Genomic DNA, 14,839 nt, shown 5'->3' with positions numbered 1-14,839 from the left:
TGCGGGCCCGCCCCCTTCACCTCGCGGAACTCTCAGATCCGCCAGGTGCGGATCCGGTCGGCGCACTCGTAGACGTCGACGCGGTACTCCTTGATGTCGCGCGCGAGATCGACTATCGACCCGTACGGCGGGTCGATGCCCTCGCCGGCCGCGGCCATGTAGGCCACGACGACCATGCACGCGTAGAGACTGCTGCGCACCGGCAGCGGCTGCAGGCGGACGAGGGTGTGCATCAGGGCGGCCGCGCGCCAGGCGGCGTCGGGTTCGTGGTCGAACTTCGCCACGTCGAAGGCGTGCCGCGAGACGGCGGCGGCGAGGGCGGTGTAGTCGTGGACGGCGGGCTCTTCGTACAGCTTCTGCTCCTGTACGCCCAGGAGCCAGGGCAGATCGATGAGCAGCGACATCAGGCAGCCGCACCACCCGTGGACGGCGGAGCCTCCTCGGGGAAGGCGGCGTCGAACTCCGCCACGTGCTCGTTCCAGAACTTGGCGGCACGCTCCACGAAGCGGCGGCGCTGCTGCTCGCGCACGGACAGGTCGTGCACATACGCCTTGATGCTCTTGCCGTCCGCGGCAGCGGCCTCGCGGATGGCCGCGAGTTCCTCTTCCGTGAATTCGATGTTGAGTGCCGGCATGCCCCCACGGTACCGGCCGAGTACCGCGGGCGGCAGCGGCCCGGGCGGACTGATCGGGCGGGGTCGCCGCCCGGCCGGCCTGCCTGCCGGTCAGCAGCCGCAGTCGTCTGCGTCCACCGGGGCGGTCAGCGGGTCCGGCGGGAGCTGCCGGGTGCCGTCGGCGGTCTCCACGGCGTAGCCCTCGCGGATCCAGTACTCGATGCCGCCGAGCATCTCCTTGACGCGGTAGCCGAGCCGGGCGAGGGCCAGGGCGGCGCGGGTGGCGCCGTCGCAGCCGGGGCCCCAGCAGTAGACGACGACGGGGACGGCGGGGTCGAGGAACTGCCGGGCCAGTTGCGGGATCTGGGCGGTGGGCAGGTGGACGGCGCCGGGGACGTGGCCCTGGTCCCAGGACGCGGTGGAGCGCGAGTCCACGACGACGAAGTCCGTGGCGCCGGCGGCGAGGGCCGTGTGCACGTCGGCGACGTCGGTGTGGAAGGCGAGGCGGGCGGCGAAGTACGCGGCGGCGTCGGCGGAGGGCGCGGGCGGCACGGCCATGACGCGGCTGGCGGTCTCGGCGGAAGCGGGAAGGGCGGTGGGAGCGGTGCTGGTCATGACAGTGAATCTACGGGGCAAGATCACCAAGGAGAACCGTCAATCCTCGGCAAAACTCTTGAGTTACCGGTGATTTCACTGTTAGACATCGCCTATGACCGGCTATTCCCCAGACGCCACTGACTGGCGCATCCTCGACGCCCTGCAGCACAACGGACGCGCCGGCTACGCCGAGCTGGCGCGGATCGTGAACATGTCCTCCAGCGCCGTCACCGAGCGGGTGCGCAGACTGGAGGAGGCGGGCGTCATCGGGGGCTACACGGCCGTCGTCGACCCCGAGAAGCTGGGCATGCCCGTCCTCGCCTTCGTCCGCCTGCGCTACCCCAACGGCAATTACAAACCGTTCCACGACCTGCTGGAGAGCACGCCGGAGATCCTGGAGGCCCACCACGTCACCGGCGACGACTGCTTCGTGATCAAGGTGGCGGCCCGGTCGATGCGGCACCTGGAGGAGGTCGCGGGCCGGATCGGCGCGCTGGGGTCGGTGACCACCAGCGTCGTCTACTCCTCCCCGCTGCCCCGGCGCGCGATCGGCCGCTGAGACCGGGCCTTGGGGAACGTCCCGGCGTGGTCCGTTCAGTCGTGCTGCGCGCCGCCGGCGACCTCGTGGCGGACGGCCGAGCCCGACCGGCCCTTGACCACCCGCAGCTGGGCGGGCACGCGCCGGCGCAGGTCGGCGACGTGGCTGACGATGCCGACGGCGCGGTCCCGCTCGCGCAGCGAGTCCAGCACGTCCAGCACCTCGTCCAGGGTCTGCTCGTCGAGGCTGCCGAAGCCCTCGTCGATGAAGAGGGTGTCCAGCCGCACGCCGCCCGCCTCCTCCGTGACGACGTCGGCCAGGCCCAGGGCGAGGGCGAGCGAGACGAAGAAGGTCTCGCCGCCGGAGAGCGTGGCGGTGTCGCGCTCCTTGCCGGTCCAGTGGTCGACGACGTGCAGGCCGAGGCCGGAGCGGGCGTTCCCGCCGGCCCGGGCGTCGGAGTGGACGAGGGTGTAGCGGCCGGCGGACATGCGCCGCAGCCGGGCGGTCGCGGCGGCCGCGACCTGTTCGAGGCGGGCGGCCAGGACGTACGACTCCAGGCGCATCCTGCGTTCGTTGCGCGTGGACGTGCCCGCGGCCAGCGCCGCCAGCTCCGCCACGCGGTGGTACTCCTCGCGCAGCGGGGCGAGCCGGCGGGCGTCGGCGACGGCCTCGGCGGAGAGCCGGTCCAGTTCCCGGCAGCGGGTGCGGGCGGCGGCATCGGCGGAGGAGGCGTCGCGCAGCCGGGCGGTCGCGGCGGCGAGGGCGAGCGCTGCGGCCTCCGGGTCGGCGGCGGGCCGGGCCGCGGCGCGCGCGGCCTGCGGGTCGGCGAGTTCGGCCGCGACGGCGGCCTCTTCGCGGGCCCGTGCGTCGAGCCGCTCCTGCAGCTCCCGCCGGGCCGCCGCGCCCAGCACGGCCTCCTCCGCCTGCCCGGGGTTGCCGAAGCCGGCGCGGAAGGCGGCGTCGGCGAGCCGGGCGTCGGCGTCCTTCAGCCTGCCGGCCGCGTCCGCGGCGGTGCGGACGGCCTCGACGGCACCGGCCAGGACGTCCAGTTGGCGTTCCAGGAGGGCGGCCCGGCGGGCGACGGAGGTCTCTCCGCCGCGGGCCCGGGCCAGCTCCTCCTCCAGGGCGGCCAGGTCGCGGTCGAGCTGTTCGCGGCGCGTGGTGCGCGCGGTGGTCCGCGTCAGGGCGGCCTGCCGGGCCTCGCGGCGCAGGTCGTGTTCGCGCTCGGCCTGCCGGAGCGCCTCCTGGGCCGCGTGCAGATCGGCGCCCCCGGCGCGTGCCGCGGCCAGGGAGCGGCCGAGGTCGCCGGCGAGCGCTTCGAGCTCGTCGGCGGCGGCTCCGCCGGCGTCGGCCTCGGCCCGGGCGAGGGCGTCCTGGAGCCCCTGGAGCTCGCGGGCGGTCTCCTCGCGCCGGCCGTCGGCGCGCTGGAAGGCGGCCAGCGCGGCCTCCTCGTCGGCGCGGTCCACCCGGTCGGCCGCGGCCTGGGCCGGGCCGGGGTGCTCGGTGGCCCCGCACACCTTGCAGGCGACGCCCGGCGCGAGCTCGCCCGCGAGCTCGGCGGCGATGCCGTCCAGGCGGCGTTCCTTGAGGTCGAGCCAGGTGGTGCGGGCCGTCACGGCCTTCTCCCGGGCATCCGTCAGGCGCTGCTCCGCGGCGGCGGCCTCGCCGGTGAGGCGGTCGCGTTCGCGGGCGGCGGTCAGCCGCGTACGGACGGGGCCGGTCTCGGCCTCCAGCCGGACGGCCCGGGTGGCTTCCGTGCGTGCGGTCTCGACGCGCTGTTCGCAGGCGGAGCGGAGCGCCTCCCAGCCGTCGAGCCAGCCGGTGGCCTCGGCGAGCTCCTCCTCGTCGGCGCGGGCCTCGCGCTCCAGCTCACGCCGCTGGACCTCGATCCCGGCGGCGCGTTCCTCCGCGCGGCGGGCGGCGGACAGCGAGCCGAGCTCCTCGCGCAGTCCCCGCTCCCGTGCGGCGAGCTGCTCGGCCCCCGCGTCCTTGTGCTCCCCGGGGAGGGCCGCGCGGATCCTCTGCTCGTCGGCGACGGCCGCGCGGTGGGCCCGCTCGGCTTCGGCGCGCAGCTCCAGGACGGGGACGACGGCGTCGGCGGCGCGGGCCTGCCGCATCCTCTCGTGCGCGGCCTCGTGCGCATCGCGCCGTGCGGCGAAGGCGTCGGCGCGCTTGCGGGCCTCGGCGTGCCGGTGCTGAAGACGGGCCAGTTCGCGTACGGCGTCGGCGTGTTGCTGGGCGGCCTGGTGGGCGTGTTCGGCGGTGCGCGCGGCGACGGCGGCGATGTCCTGTCGTTCGCGGGCGCTGCTGCGGGCGAGGGCGGCCCACTCCAGGACGGCCTCGGCGAGGCCGGGGTCGCCGGGGGTGAGCGGGGCCGCCGGGGTGCGCTGGGCCGGGACGGCCCGCCCGGCGTCGGCGGCCGGGCGGCCGGCCGCGGTCCCGGGCGTGCCGTCGGCGGAGCGGGGCGAGGCGTTCTCCCGGCCCCTGCGGGCCGGCGTCGCGGTGCGGGGTGCCGGGACGCCGTCGCGGGTGCGGTGGGCGGGTGCGCCGGTGCCGCCCTCGGCCTCTGCTGCGGGCGAGGGCGTGCCCACCTCGGGCAGCGACGGGTCTCCGGCGGCCTGGCGCATCCGGTGGGCGAGGGCGAGCAGCCCGTCGTCGCCGGCCCGCACGCCGGCCTCCGCGGCCCGGCGCAGCTCCGCGAGGCGCTTTTCGACGGCGCCGAAGCGGCCGGTGTCGAAGAGCCTGCCGAGGAGTTCGCCGCGGGCGGCGTCCTTGGCGCCGAGGAAGCGGGCGAACTCGCCCTGGGGCAGCAGCACGACCTGGCAGAACTGCTCGCGGCTCATGCCGAGCAGCTGCTTGATCTCCTCGCCGATCTCCTGGTGGGAGCGGCTGAGCGCCTCCCACGCCCCGGCGCGGTGCTCGCGCAGCTCGCTAGCGGCCCTCTCCTTGGTGAAGCCGGTGCCCTTCTTCTTGCGGCGCAGCTGCTCGGGGCGCCGGGTGATCTCCAGCCGCCGCCCGCCGACGGTGAGGTCGAGCACCACCTGGGTGAGGGTGCCGTCGGCGGCGTGGTCGCTGCGCAGCACGGGGGCGCCGCTGCCCTGGCGGGTGCCGGGCACCTCGTTGTAGAGGGCGTAGCAGACGGCGTCGAGGACGGAGGTCTTGCCCGCTCCGGTGGGGCCGTGGAAGAGGAACAGGCCGTCGGCGGAGAGCGCGTCGAAGTCGATGTGCTGGGTGCCGCCGAAGGGGCCGAAGGCGGTGACGGTCAGCCGGTGCAGCCTCATCGGGCGCTCGCCTCCTCGCCGGCCGCGGCCAGCCGTACGTGGTCGAGGGCGTCGGTGAGGATCTTCCGTTCGGCGTCGTCGGGTCCCAGGCCGTCGCGCACGTGGGCCACGAAGTCCTCGGCGATCTCGCGGTCGCTGCGGTCGCGCAGCCGGTGCGCGTAGGAGGCGAGGGGGTCCCGGGGCGGGCGCTCGGGGTCGAGGACGAGGCTGAGCACGTGGGGGAAGCGGGCGGCGAGGCGGGCCATGGGCTCGTCCGGGCGGTGCGGGTCGGTGAGGGTGGCCTCGACCCAGGCGTCCTCGTGGCGGGCGAGCCGCGGGTCCTGCAGCAGGTCGTCGAGGCGGCCGCGGATGCGGGCGAGGGGGCGCGGCACCGGGCAGTCGAGCCGCTCGGCGGTCACGGCGCCGCCGGCGTCCAGGTCGATCAGCCACATGGACTTGCGGTGGCCGGCCTCGGAGAAGGAGTAGGCCAGCGGGGAGCCGGAGTAGCGGACGCGCTCGGTGATGGTCTGGCAGCCGTGCAGGTGGCCTAGGGCGGCGTAGTCGACGCCGTCGAAGACCGCGGCGGGAACCTGGGCGACGCCGCCGACGGTGATGTCGCGCTCGCTGTCGCTGGTGGTGCCGCCGGTGACGAAGGCGTGCGCGAGGACGACGGAGCGGGTGCCGGCGGGCCGCGCGGCGAGGTCGGCGCGGACGCGGTCCATGGCGGCCTCCAGCACGGCCGTGTGGCCGGCGCGCTCCGCGCCCAGCTGCTCGCGGACGAGGGCGGGCTCGAGGTAGGGCAGGCCGTAGAAGGCGACGTCGCCGTGGGCGTCGGTGAGGACGACGGGGGTGGCGCAGCCGGCCGGGTCGGTGCGCAGGTGGATGCCGGCCCGGTCGAGGAGGCCCGCGCCCACGCCCAGGCGGCGGGAGGAGTCGTGGTTGCCGGAGATCATGACGGTGGGCACGCCGAGGTCCGCGAGCCGGTGCAGCGCGTCGTCGAACAGGGCGACGGCGCCGAGCGGGGGGACCGCCCGGTCGTAGACGTCGCCCGCGACGAGCACCACGTCGATCCGCTCGTCCCGGACGGTGCGGACGAGGTGGCCGATGAAGGCGCGCTGGGCGTCCAGCAGGTTCACCCGGTGAAACGAGCGGCCCAGGTGCCAGTCGGACGTATGCAGGATCCTCACGGGCCCCAAGTGTTCCATCTGCGGGCAGGTGCCGGGGCACGACCCCGATGGGTGAACCGGGCGGGCGGGGGCGGCGACCCGCTGAAAGGATCCGGAAATATGCGACTTATACGAAATGACTTCGGTCGGCGCGGCGGTGCCCGGAGCTCCATACGACGACGCCCCGTCCGCCCCCTCGCCCTCGTGCTGACCGCGGTCCTGCTGCTCGCGGTCGGAGTGGCCTGCGCGACCCGCGACGGTTCCCTGCCCGGCACCGGGGACGGCCAGAACATGGCCGGCCTCGGGCAGAGACCGGGACAGGCCCACCGGCAGGCGCCGCCACCGCAGCAGCCGCCACCGGTGCCGAAGGTGAAGCAGAGCCCCGAGCAGCGGCTCGCCGCGGCACAGCGCTGGGGCCTGGACGAGGCACCCCTCGTCGCACCGCCCCCGCCGAAGGGGAAACCGGAGCTGTCCACGCCGGAGTGGGCCGACAAGGGATCGGGGCTCATCCCCGCGCCCGCCTCCGTGCCGACCACCGAGAAGATCGCCTTCCTGACGATCGACGACGGTGCGGCGAAGGACCGGGAGTTCCTGGACATGGTGCGGGAGCTGCAGGTGCCGCTGTCCGCCTTCCTCACCGACGAGTCCGCGGCCGAGGACTACGGCTACTTCCGCGACCTGCACGCCCTCGGCGTCTCCGTCCAGAACCACACGCTGCGCCACCCGCAGCTGAACCACGTATCCGAGGACGAGAAGTACAACGAGATCTGCGGCCAGCAGGAGATCCTGGAGCGGGAGATCGGCGTCCGGCCGACGCTCTTCCGCCCGCCGTTCGGCGACTTCGACGCCGAGACCCTCGCCGTCGCCGAGGACTGCGGGGTCCGGGCCGCGCCCCTGTGGAACGAGGAGGCCTTCGCGGACCGGATCGACTTCCGCCACGACGACCAGCAGTTCCACCCCGGCGACATCATCCTCACCCACTTCAACGGGCCCAGGGCGTGGGGCGGCACCATGTGCGACATGCTGCGGACGGTGCTGCGCAAGCTCACGGAGCAGGGCTACGCGCTGGCGCGGCTGGAGGACTACGCCTGACGCGGCGGCCTGCGGAAACGGCCCGGTTCAGGCCGGGCCGGGCTCAGGCGTCCCCGTAGGCCTCGCCGCCCAGTTCGAGGCGGGCCGTGCCGGCCGTGGCGTCGGCGAGCCAGGCGCGGAAGCCCTCGACGTCCGCCTCGGGCAGCCCCACCTCGATGCGGACCTCCGCGCCGTAGCTCACCTCGCGCACGGCCCGCCCCGTCGCCCGCAGGTCGTTCTCCAGCTTTCCGGCGCGCTGGTGGTCGACGGTCACGGCCGCCAGCCGGAAGCGCTGCCGGGTGACGGTCCCGAGCACGTCCAGGGCCTCGCCGACCACGCCCCCGTAGGCGCGGATCAGCCCGCCCGCGCCGAGCTTGACTCCGCCGAAGTAGCGGGTGACGACGGCCACGGCGTAGCGGACCTCGCGGCGGAGCAGCATCTGCAGCATGGGCACGCCGGCGGTGCCGCCCGGCTCGCCGTCGTCGCTCGCCTTCTGCACCGAGCCGTCGGCGCCCAGCACGTAGGCGAAACAGTGGTGGCGGGCGGTGGGGTGCTCCTTGCGGATGCGCGCGATGAACGCCTGCGCCTCCTCCTCGGTGGCGGCGGGCGCGAGCGCGCAGATGAAGCGCGACTTGCTGATCTCGATCTCGTGCACGCCCTCGCGCGCGACCGTCCGGTACTGCTCCGTCATCCCGCAAGCCTATGCGCCGGCCCGGGAAGGGTGACGGGGGCCCGGGAATGGTGACGGGGGGATGATCGTTGAGCGGGCATGTACGCAGAACCGGGGATCATCCGGAAGATCATCGAGGAGACCGGCGACACCTGGGCGCTGGTCGGTCTGTCGTCCAACACGCGGCGGGCGGCCTACGGCGTGGCCGAGGTGCTGCGGCGCCACGGCAAGCGCGTGGTGCCGGTGCACCCCAAGGCCGAGGAGGTCCACGGCGAGCAGGGCTACGCCTCGCTCGCGGACATCCCCTTCGCGGTCGACGTGGTGGACGTGTTCGTCAACAGCGACCTCGCGGGCCCGGTCGCGGACGAGGCCGTCGCGATCGGCGCGAAGGCGGTCTGGTTCCAGCTGGGGGTCGTGGACGAGGAGGCCTACGAGCGCACGCGCGCGGCCGGTCTGGACATGGTGATGGACCGGTGCCCCGCAATCGAACTCGCGTCGCTACGTCGGCGCGACGCCCGCGGGGTGCGCCCGGTGAGGGAGCCGCTCGCCTGACGGCGGGTGCTTCCGCCGGTGACGGCGGTGGTACGGCGGTACGGCGGCGTGCGTCATCCGTTCACGGTCCGCCGGGGCCGGTGCCGCCGCTTCCGTCACCGAACACCTGCCGGTAGAGCAGGAGCTCCCCGGCCGTCGGCACGGCTTCCGGGCACAGCCGCTCGGGGTGCCCGGGGGCCGGGCCGCGCAGGGGCCGGGTGGCGGGGGACGGGGCGGGAGAGGGGCCGGGAGAGGGGTCGTAGACCCAGAACTGGCCCTGGGTGCGCAGCGCGTTCATGGCCGAAAGCAGGCAGGCGCGCAGGGCCGAGCGCAGGGCCGGGGCGAGAGCCGACCGGAGCGCAGACAGAGGACCGCGGGCGTCGGAACCGGACATCGGGCGAGCGTGCATCCGATGGCCAAAGTTCCGCCAAAGCCCGGGCCGCCTGCGGCAGCCGTGAAAACTTCACCCGGCACAGATGACGACCGCACTGTCAGGCTCCAGTCCTCCTTCGCAGAATCGTCACCACGCCCACCGAAGAAATCCGGCAGCACGATGAAGGAGAACGATCTCCATGGACATCTGCGACCCGTTCGGTTCACCGGCCACCGGCCCTGCCGCCGCCCGCTCCGCGTTCCCCCGGCCGTTCCTCGTGATCGAGAACCTCGACGCACCGGACGGGGACGGCCTGGCCCTCTTCACCCAGATCTGCATCATCGCTCCCCCGGTGATGTCCCCGGCGGCCGGTGCCGGTACCGGTACCGCGGAGCCGGCCGCGGCATGAGCGGCGAGGGGAGAACCGGATCCCGGCCGTCCGCCGACGGCGGGGGGCTGGTGGGGTTCAAGAGCCACCTGCGTCCCACCGTCGTGCCGGGCGATGCCGCCTACCTCGTCTCGCCGCGCGGCGTCACGGCGCTGCACGGCTCCCACGTCGAAACCCTCGTCCCCCTGCTGGACGGGACCCGCAGCCCGGGCGCCGTCCTGCAGGACGCGGCCGCGGTGCTCGGTCCCGAGGCGGCCGGCGCCTCGCTGCGGATCCTGCTCGACTCCGGGCTGCTCCGGCTGCGCCCGGGCCGGCCGGCCCCGGAGTCCGGCCCCGACCCGGCGGCCGAGGCCTACTGGGACCTCGCCGGACTCGACGGGGGCCGGGCGGCCGCGGCCGTCACCGGCGCCACCGTCCGGATCGAGGCGCTGGACGGCCTCGATCCGGGGCCTGTCGCCGCGGCGTGCCGGGATTCGGGAATCGCCGTCGTGGACGACGGCGAGCGCGACTGCGCAACGACGGGGAGGCCCGGGGCTCCCGGCGGATCCCCGGCCGACTTCTCCGTCGTCCTGTGTGCCGACTACCTCTCGCCCCGGCTCGCGGACGTGGACGCCGCGCACCGGGCGGCCGGCCGGCCCTGGCTGATCGCCAAGCCCTGTGGCACCGACCCCTGGGTCGGCCCCGTCTTCCGCCCCGGCGACGGGCCCTGCTGGGCCTGCATGGGGGCCCGGATACGCGGGCACCGCCGGGCCGAGGGTCCCGTACGGCGGGCGCTCGGCCTGGCGGACGGTCCGCTGGCCCGGCCCCTGGCCTCCCTGGCCGCGGGCCGGACGGTGGCCGTGCAGCTCGCGGTGCTGGAGACGGCCAAGTGGCTGGCCGGCATCCGGCATCCCGCACAGGGCGCCGTCCGCACCTTCGACACCCTGCTGCTGCGCGCGGGCAGCCACCCGGTCCCCCGGCTGCCGCACTGCGCGGTCTGCGGCGACCCGGGGCTCGTCGCGTGGCGCGTGCGGGCGCCGTTCGTCCCGGTCTCGCGGCCCAAGGCCGCCCGCACCCGCGACCTGGGCGGCCACCGCGCCCTGACGCCCGAGCAGATGCTGAGCCGGTACGGGCATCTCGTCGACCCGGTCACCGGCATCGTCAAGGAGATCCGCCGGGCCCCGCACAGCCCCGACTTCACGAGCTGCTTCCTCTCCGGCCACAACCTGGCCATGGGCTCCCCCACCCTCGACGGCCTGCGGGCCGGGCTGCGGGCGCTCAGCGGGGGCAAGGGGCTCACCGACGCCGAGGCCCGCACCAGCGCCCTGTGCGAGGCCGTCGAGCGCTACAGCGGCACCCGGCACGGCGACGAACCGGTGATCCGCGCCCGCTACCGCGCCCTCGGCGCCGCCGCCGTCCACCCCAACGCCTGCCAGCTCTACGACGAGCGGCAGTTCCGGGACCGGGACGCCTGGAACGCCCGCCACTCCCGCTTCCAGTACGTACCCGCACCCTTCGACGAGGACCGGCCCACCGACTGGACGCCCGTATGGTCGCTGACCGCCGGGACCCAGCGGCTCCTGCCGACCTCGACGCTCTACTACAGCCACGCCGACAGCCGTACCGGGCCGCCGTCCGACGGCCTGCTGGCCGACTCCAACGGCACCGCCGCCGGCAGCAGCCCCGAGGACGCGCTGCTGCAGGGCTTCCTGGAGCTCGTCGAGCGGGACGCGGTCGCCCTGTGGTGGTACAACCGCACCCGCCACCCGGCGGTCAACCTGCCCGCGTTCGCCGACCCGGGACTCGACCGGCTGCGGGAGGGGTATCTGCGACTGGGGCGCGAGCTGTGGGTGCTCGATCTCACCACGGATCTCGGCATTCCCGTCATGGCGGCGCTGTCCCGCCGCACCGACCGGGCGACGCACGGCACGCAAGCGGCGCACGGCCGACGAGCGATGCCGGCCCCACCGGCGGCGCAGGACATCGTCTTCGGCTTCGGGGCGCACTTCGACCCCCGCCTGGCGCTGCGCCGGGCTCTCACCGAGATGGGGCAGCTGCTGCCCGCGGTGCACGGGAAGACGGAAAGGAAGACGGCAGGGACGGGCGGTGCGGACGCAGCCGGCGGAGGGGCTGCGTACGCGACCGACGACCCGGAGGCGTGCGCGTGGTGGCAGCACGCCACCACCGCCAACCAGCCCTACCTGCTGCCCGATCCGCACGTCCCCGCCCGCGGCCCCGGCGACTGGCCGTACACGCCGCGCGCGGACCTGCTGGACGACGTGACGGCGGTGATCGACCTGACCCGCCGGCACGGAATGGAACTCCTGGTTCTCGACCAGACCAGACCGGACACCGGAATTCCGGTCATCCGTGTGATCGTTCCGGGCCTCCGGCACTTCTGGGCCCGATTCGCCCCGGGCCGTCTCTTCGACGTTCCGGTATCCCTGGGCAGGACGTCCCGCCCCACCGCGTACGAAGACCTCAATCCCGTCCCCCTGTTCGTGTAAACGAACGGAAAAGGCCCCGCGGAGGGCGCGAGATGCGCCCTCCTCGTCATATCCCGTACGCCGCCCCTCACTTATGCTTCCGGCAGCCGTCGCACTCTCATGCGGAAGTGTGGAAGTAGGGGTCTTGAACGCCACCGGACAGCACGGCCCGTCGCCGGACGCCACCGCGGCGCCCGGCGACGGGCGGATCGAGAGCGTGCTCGGGCGCGGCCGTGGCCTGCCCGCTCCGCGGCGGGCCCGGCTCATCCTGATCGTGGCCCTGCTGTGCTATCTGAGCATCACCGTCATCAACCTGCTCAGCACCAGCCCGTCGCCGGTCGCCCTTGCGGCCGGGCTGACCTGCCTTCCGGCCATCTTCGCCCTGCAGTTGTGGCACTCGAATCCGGGGGCGCAGCGGGCCCCCGCGCACCGCAAGGCCCTCACGCTCGGCCTCCAGGCCGTCCTCACCTATCTGCCACTGCTGGCCTTCCACTCCCGCTGGGGCTCCATGGCCGGCTTCCTGGCCGGTTCGCTGCTCCTCCAGCTCCCCGCACGGCCCGGCTGGCTGCTGTACGGCCTCGTCGGGCTCTCCATGCTGGTCCCGCCGCTCCTGGACGGCGAAACCCTCCTCGCGATCGTCTACCTCGCCCAGTCGACGCTCCTGACCGGCCTCGTCGTCTACGGCCTGGCGCGGCTCACGGAGCTCGTACGGGTGCTGCACGACACCCGGCACGAGCTGTCGCGGGTGGCGGTGACCAAGGAGCGCCTGCGGTTCGCGCGGGACCTGCATGACCTTCTCGGCTTCAGCCTCTCCGCGATCACCCTCAAGAGCGAGCTGATCCTGCGGCTGATCCCGCACCACCCCGCGGGCGCCGTGACGGAGGTCGGCGACGTGCTGGCGATCGCCCGGCAGTCGCTCGCCGACGTCCGCACCGTGGCGAGCGGGCTGCGCACCATGTCCCTGGCGCAGGAGGTGACCTCCGCGCGGGCCGTGCTGGCCGCGGCGGACGTCGAGGTACGGGGCGAGGTCGCGCTCGACGGGGTCGGCGCGCGGACCGAGACCGTCCTCGCGGCCGTGCTCCGCGAGGCCGTCACCAACCTGCTCCGGCACACCAAGGCCACATACTGCGACATCAGTGCCGTCTGCACGAACGGCCGGGTCCGGCTCACCGTCGTCAACGACGGGGTGGACCCCGAGCACCGCGACCCGTCCCCGGACAGCGGCAGCGGCCTGGGGAACCTGGCGACGCGGCTGGCCTCGGTGAACGGAACCCTCACCGCCGGCAGCTCCACGGAGGGAATATTCCGGTTGTGTGCGGAAGCCCCGGCCTGAGGGTACGACGGAGAAGGAGAGTGCCCGCACGGCCCGGCGCACAGGTCAAAGTCCTTGACAAACCGTTATGTTGATTCCATCGTCGGTGCACACCATGAGGGAACGGGGGGCTCATTCATGGTGATTCGCATTCTGCTCGCCGAGGACATGAACATGGTCCGGGGAGCTCTCGTCGCATTGCTGAATCTCGAAGGGGACCTCGAAGTCGTCTGCGAACTCGAGCGCGGTGACGAAATCGTCGACGCCGCCCTGGAACACCGGCCGGATGTCGCGGTTATCGACATCGACCTCCCGGGTCTCGACGGCCTCACGGCGGCGGCCCGGCTGCACCAGCGGTTACCCGGGTGCAAGACCCTGATCCTCACCAGCCTGGGCCGCCCGGGCACCCTGCGCCGGGCGCTGACCTCCCAGGTCACCGGCTATCTCTTGAAAGACGCTCCGCCCCACGAACTCGCCTCGGCGGTACGGCGCGCGGCCGCGGGACAGCGCGTCATCGACCCCCAGCTCGCCCTGAGCGCCTGGGACGGCATGGACTCGCCGCTGACCGAGCGCGAGACGGAAGTGCTGCAGCGGGCCGCGGAGGGGCTGGAGGCGTCGGAGATCGCCGCGAAGCTGCACCTGTCCACGGGCACCGTCCGCAACTACCTGACGGTCGTGGTCTCCAAGCTCAACGCACGCAACCGGGTGGACGCGATCCGCATCGCGCGGGAGGCGGGCTGGCTCCTGTAGCGGCCCCGCATCCCTGGCGGCCGGCCCGGAGCTACCCCACGGGGGCGGCCATGCCGGCGGCGGCCAGGTAGTCGAGGATGCCCGCCGTCACCTCGGGCGGCAGGGGCAGCCTCGCGGAGGCGGCGTCCGGCGTGACCGGCCAGGCCAGCAGCCCCGCCACCCACGCCGCTTCGGGCCGGTGCAGCACCACGCGGTGCGCACTGCCGGACGACTCCAGGGCCAGGCCCGCGCCCGCGGGCTCCAGGGTGAGGGATGCCCCCGCGGGCAGCCGCACCCGGCGCCGCGCGGGCAGCCGTACGGGGGCGAAGAAGGCGTCCGGCGACAGCGGCGACACCGACAGCAGCGGGCCCTTGAAGTCGTCGAGGCCCAGCGAGCGCACCAGGAGGTGCGAGAGCCGCACGAGGGTGGGCAGCAGCACGAAGTACGAACCGGGGCGGTCGCCCCCGGGCTCGCGCCGCGCCTCCACGTTGGCCAGGAGGACGGGCCCGAGCTCCATCCGGCGCAGGGCCTCGCGCACGAGCGGGTCGGCATTGGCGATCCGCTCGGTCCCCCAGCTCCCGCGCAGGACGAGATCACCGTCCCCCTCACCCTGCTCGACGACCACGTCGCCGCGCAGCGACCAGAGGTGCAACGGTCGGGTTCCGACCGGATCCGGCATCGCTGGTCCCTCTCTCTCCGCGCGCTCTCCAGGAGGCTCTGGACGGACGCGACCGAGTATCCACGGGAGGGCCGTGGAGCAACATCCACGGGTTCACAGAAGGACCGTGAAGATTTCACGTCCCGCTTTGGCCTGTCGCAAGTCGCCCTTCCTACCGTGCGACGGCAGCACGCTCACACTCACCGGCGACGACGGGAAGGGGGCGGCCTCTATGGCCGTTCAGACAGTGGCGGTCCCGCACCTGCACACGAGCAGCGGGCCTCCGGGGGGAAAGACGGTACGGCGAATGAGCCGGGTCGTCATCCGTTTCGCGGGTGATTCCGGGGACGGTATGCAGCTGACGGGTGACCGTTTCACGTCCGAGACCGCCTCGTTCGGCAACGACCTCTCCACTCTGCCGAACTTCCCCGCCGAGATCCGCGCCCCTGCCGGGACCCTGCCGGGTGT

15 protein-coding genes and 1 pseudogene are annotated in these 14,839 nt (G+C 74.2%); 8 read left to right on the top strand and 8 right to left on the bottom strand.

What is annotated here, in order from left to right; translation table 11 throughout:
- Positions 1-32: 32 nt before the first annotated feature.
- The 3 genes from IE241_RS23700 to IE241_RS23690 form a co-directional block, all read right to left on the bottom strand.
- Entirely contained in the window at positions 33-404 is a 372-nt protein-coding gene (locus tag IE241_RS23700) for a hypothetical protein (RefSeq protein ID WP_058041443.1), read from the bottom strand.
- The gene (locus IE241_RS23695; protein ID WP_058041442.1) at positions 404-634 is read right to left on the bottom strand and encodes a type II TA system antitoxin, ParD family; all 231 of its coding nucleotides are present in this window, start codon (positions 632-634) and stop codon (positions 404-406) included. Before IE241_RS23695 ends, IE241_RS23700 begins: the two co-directional genes overlap by 1 nt.
- Before the next feature lie 90 nt (positions 635-724).
- Positions 725-1,228: a rhodanese-like domain-containing protein gene (locus tag IE241_RS23690; protein WP_190023844.1), complete on the bottom strand. Its 504-nt coding sequence runs from the start codon at positions 1,226-1,228 to the stop codon at positions 725-727.
- A 94-nt stretch (positions 1,229-1,322) separates the two neighbouring features.
- On the opposite strand from IE241_RS23690, the gene IE241_RS23685 reads away from it, so the two are divergent.
- A complete protein-coding gene (locus IE241_RS23685) occupies positions 1,323-1,769 on the top strand; it encodes an Lrp/AsnC family transcriptional regulator (RefSeq protein WP_168091412.1) in 447 nt (148 codons plus the stop codon).
- 35 nt (positions 1,770-1,804) lie between these two features.
- On the opposite strand, the gene IE241_RS23680 is transcribed toward IE241_RS23685, so the two are convergent.
- Both IE241_RS23680 and IE241_RS23675 read right to left on the bottom strand, forming a co-directional pair.
- A complete protein-coding gene (locus tag IE241_RS23680; RefSeq protein WP_190023843.1) occupies positions 1,805-5,029 on the bottom strand; it encodes an AAA family ATPase in 3,225 nt (1,074 codons plus the stop codon).
- The gene (locus IE241_RS23675) at positions 5,026-6,195 is read right to left on the bottom strand and encodes an exonuclease SbcCD subunit D (protein ID WP_190023842.1); all 1,170 of its coding nucleotides are present in this window, start codon (positions 6,193-6,195) and stop codon (positions 5,026-5,028) included. Before IE241_RS23675 ends, IE241_RS23680 begins: the two co-directional genes overlap by 4 nt.
- Before the next feature lie 99 nt (positions 6,196-6,294).
- On the opposite strand from IE241_RS23675, the gene IE241_RS23670 reads away from it, so the two are divergent.
- Entirely contained in the window at positions 6,295-7,266 is a 972-nt protein-coding gene (locus tag IE241_RS23670; protein WP_190023841.1) for a polysaccharide deacetylase family protein, read from the top strand.
- Positions 7,267-7,309: 43 nt separating this feature from the next.
- Here the strand turns inward: IE241_RS23670 and IE241_RS23665 are convergent, their stop codons facing one another.
- Positions 7,310-7,936 carry a YigZ family protein gene (locus IE241_RS23665; protein WP_190023840.1) on the bottom strand — a complete coding sequence of 209 codons (627 nt, stop codon included), beginning with the start codon at positions 7,934-7,936 and terminating at the stop codon, positions 7,310-7,312.
- Positions 7,937-8,014: 78 nt separating this feature from the next.
- Here IE241_RS23665 and IE241_RS23660 point away from each other — a divergent pair, with 78 nt between their 5' ends.
- A complete protein-coding gene (locus tag IE241_RS23660) occupies positions 8,015-8,467 on the top strand; it encodes a CoA-binding protein (RefSeq protein WP_190023839.1) in 453 nt (150 codons plus the stop codon).
- A 61-nt stretch (positions 8,468-8,528) separates the two neighbouring features.
- Here IE241_RS23660 and IE241_RS23655 read toward each other — a convergent pair whose 3' ends face one another.
- Positions 8,529-8,840 (bottom strand): DUF6059 family protein, encoded by a 312-nt coding sequence (locus IE241_RS23655; RefSeq protein ID WP_190023838.1) that lies wholly within the window; start codon positions 8,838-8,840, stop codon positions 8,529-8,531.
- A 178-nt stretch (positions 8,841-9,018) separates the two neighbouring features.
- Here IE241_RS23655 and IE241_RS23650 point away from each other — a divergent pair, with 178 nt between their 5' ends.
- From IE241_RS23650 to IE241_RS23635, 4 genes are all read left to right on the top strand, one after another.
- Complete coding sequence (locus IE241_RS23650) at positions 9,019-9,228, top strand: hypothetical protein (protein ID WP_190023837.1); 210 nt, start codon at positions 9,019-9,021, stop codon at positions 9,226-9,228.
- Complete coding sequence (locus IE241_RS23645; RefSeq protein ID WP_190023836.1) at positions 9,225-11,693, top strand: TOMM precursor leader peptide-binding protein; 2,469 nt, start codon at positions 9,225-9,227, stop codon at positions 11,691-11,693. Before IE241_RS23650 ends, IE241_RS23645 begins: the two co-directional genes overlap by 4 nt.
- Before the next feature lie 124 nt (positions 11,694-11,817).
- Positions 11,818-13,005, top strand: a complete 1,188-nt coding sequence (locus IE241_RS23640) for a sensor histidine kinase (RefSeq protein ID WP_229899715.1) — start codon at positions 11,818-11,820, stop codon at positions 13,003-13,005.
- Between the two features lie 117 nt (positions 13,006-13,122).
- Positions 13,123-13,734: a response regulator transcription factor gene (locus IE241_RS23635; protein WP_190023834.1), complete on the top strand. Its 612-nt coding sequence runs from the start codon at positions 13,123-13,125 to the stop codon at positions 13,732-13,734.
- Between the two features lie 31 nt (positions 13,735-13,765).
- Here IE241_RS23635 and IE241_RS23630 read toward each other — a convergent pair whose 3' ends face one another.
- Positions 13,766-14,392, bottom strand: coding sequence for an NADH oxidase (locus IE241_RS23630; protein WP_190023833.1), 627 nt, complete (start codon positions 14,390-14,392; stop codon positions 13,766-13,768).
- A gap of 211 nt (positions 14,393-14,603) precedes the next feature.
- Between IE241_RS23630 and IE241_RS35015 the strand changes: the two are divergent.
- Positions 14,604-14,839, top strand: a pseudogene (locus IE241_RS35015) (2-oxoacid:acceptor oxidoreductase subunit alpha); the annotation flags it as partial.

The sequence above is a fragment of the Streptomyces hiroshimensis genome (assembly GCF_014650335.1).
In the GTDB taxonomy this organism is placed as follows: Bacteria; Actinomycetota; Actinomycetes; order Streptomycetales; family Streptomycetaceae; genus Streptomyces; species Streptomyces hiroshimensis.
This window is presented reverse-complemented; position numbering and strand designations above follow the sequence as displayed.

Excerpts from the sequence above, each read along its gene's own strand:
- IE241_RS23700 (WP_058041443.1), bottom strand. The coding sequence starts at position 404 with ATGTCGCTGCTCATCGATCTGCCCTGGCTCCTGGGCGTACAGGAGCAG.
- IE241_RS23695 (WP_058041442.1), bottom strand. The coding sequence starts at position 634 with ATGCCGGCACTCAACATCGAATTCACGGAAGAGGAACTCGCGGCCATC.
- IE241_RS23690 (WP_190023844.1), bottom strand. The coding sequence starts at position 1,228 with ATGACCAGCACCGCTCCCACCGCCCTTCCCGCTTCCGCCGAGACCGCC.
- IE241_RS23685 (WP_168091412.1), top strand. The coding sequence starts at position 1,323 with ATGACCGGCTATTCCCCAGACGCCACTGACTGGCGCATCCTCGACGCC.
- IE241_RS23680 (WP_190023843.1), bottom strand. The coding sequence starts at position 5,029 with ATGAGGCTGCACCGGCTGACCGTCACCGCCTTCGGCCCCTTCGGCGGC.
- IE241_RS23670 (WP_190023841.1), top strand. The coding sequence starts at position 6,295 with ATGCGACTTATACGAAATGACTTCGGTCGGCGCGGCGGTGCCCGGAGC.
- IE241_RS23665 (WP_190023840.1), bottom strand. The coding sequence starts at position 7,936 with ATGACGGAGCAGTACCGGACGGTCGCGCGCGAGGGCGTGCACGAGATC.
- IE241_RS23660 (WP_190023839.1), top strand. The coding sequence starts at position 8,015 with ATGTACGCAGAACCGGGGATCATCCGGAAGATCATCGAGGAGACCGGC.
- IE241_RS23655 (WP_190023838.1), bottom strand. The coding sequence starts at position 8,840 with ATGTCCGGTTCCGACGCCCGCGGTCCTCTGTCTGCGCTCCGGTCGGCT.
- IE241_RS23650 (WP_190023837.1), top strand. The coding sequence starts at position 9,019 with ATGGACATCTGCGACCCGTTCGGTTCACCGGCCACCGGCCCTGCCGCC.
- IE241_RS23645 (WP_190023836.1), top strand. The coding sequence starts at position 9,225 with ATGAGCGGCGAGGGGAGAACCGGATCCCGGCCGTCCGCCGACGGCGGG.
- IE241_RS23635 (WP_190023834.1), top strand. The coding sequence starts at position 13,123 with ATGGTGATTCGCATTCTGCTCGCCGAGGACATGAACATGGTCCGGGGA.
- IE241_RS23630 (WP_190023833.1), bottom strand. The coding sequence starts at position 14,392 with ATGCCGGATCCGGTCGGAACCCGACCGTTGCACCTCTGGTCGCTGCGC.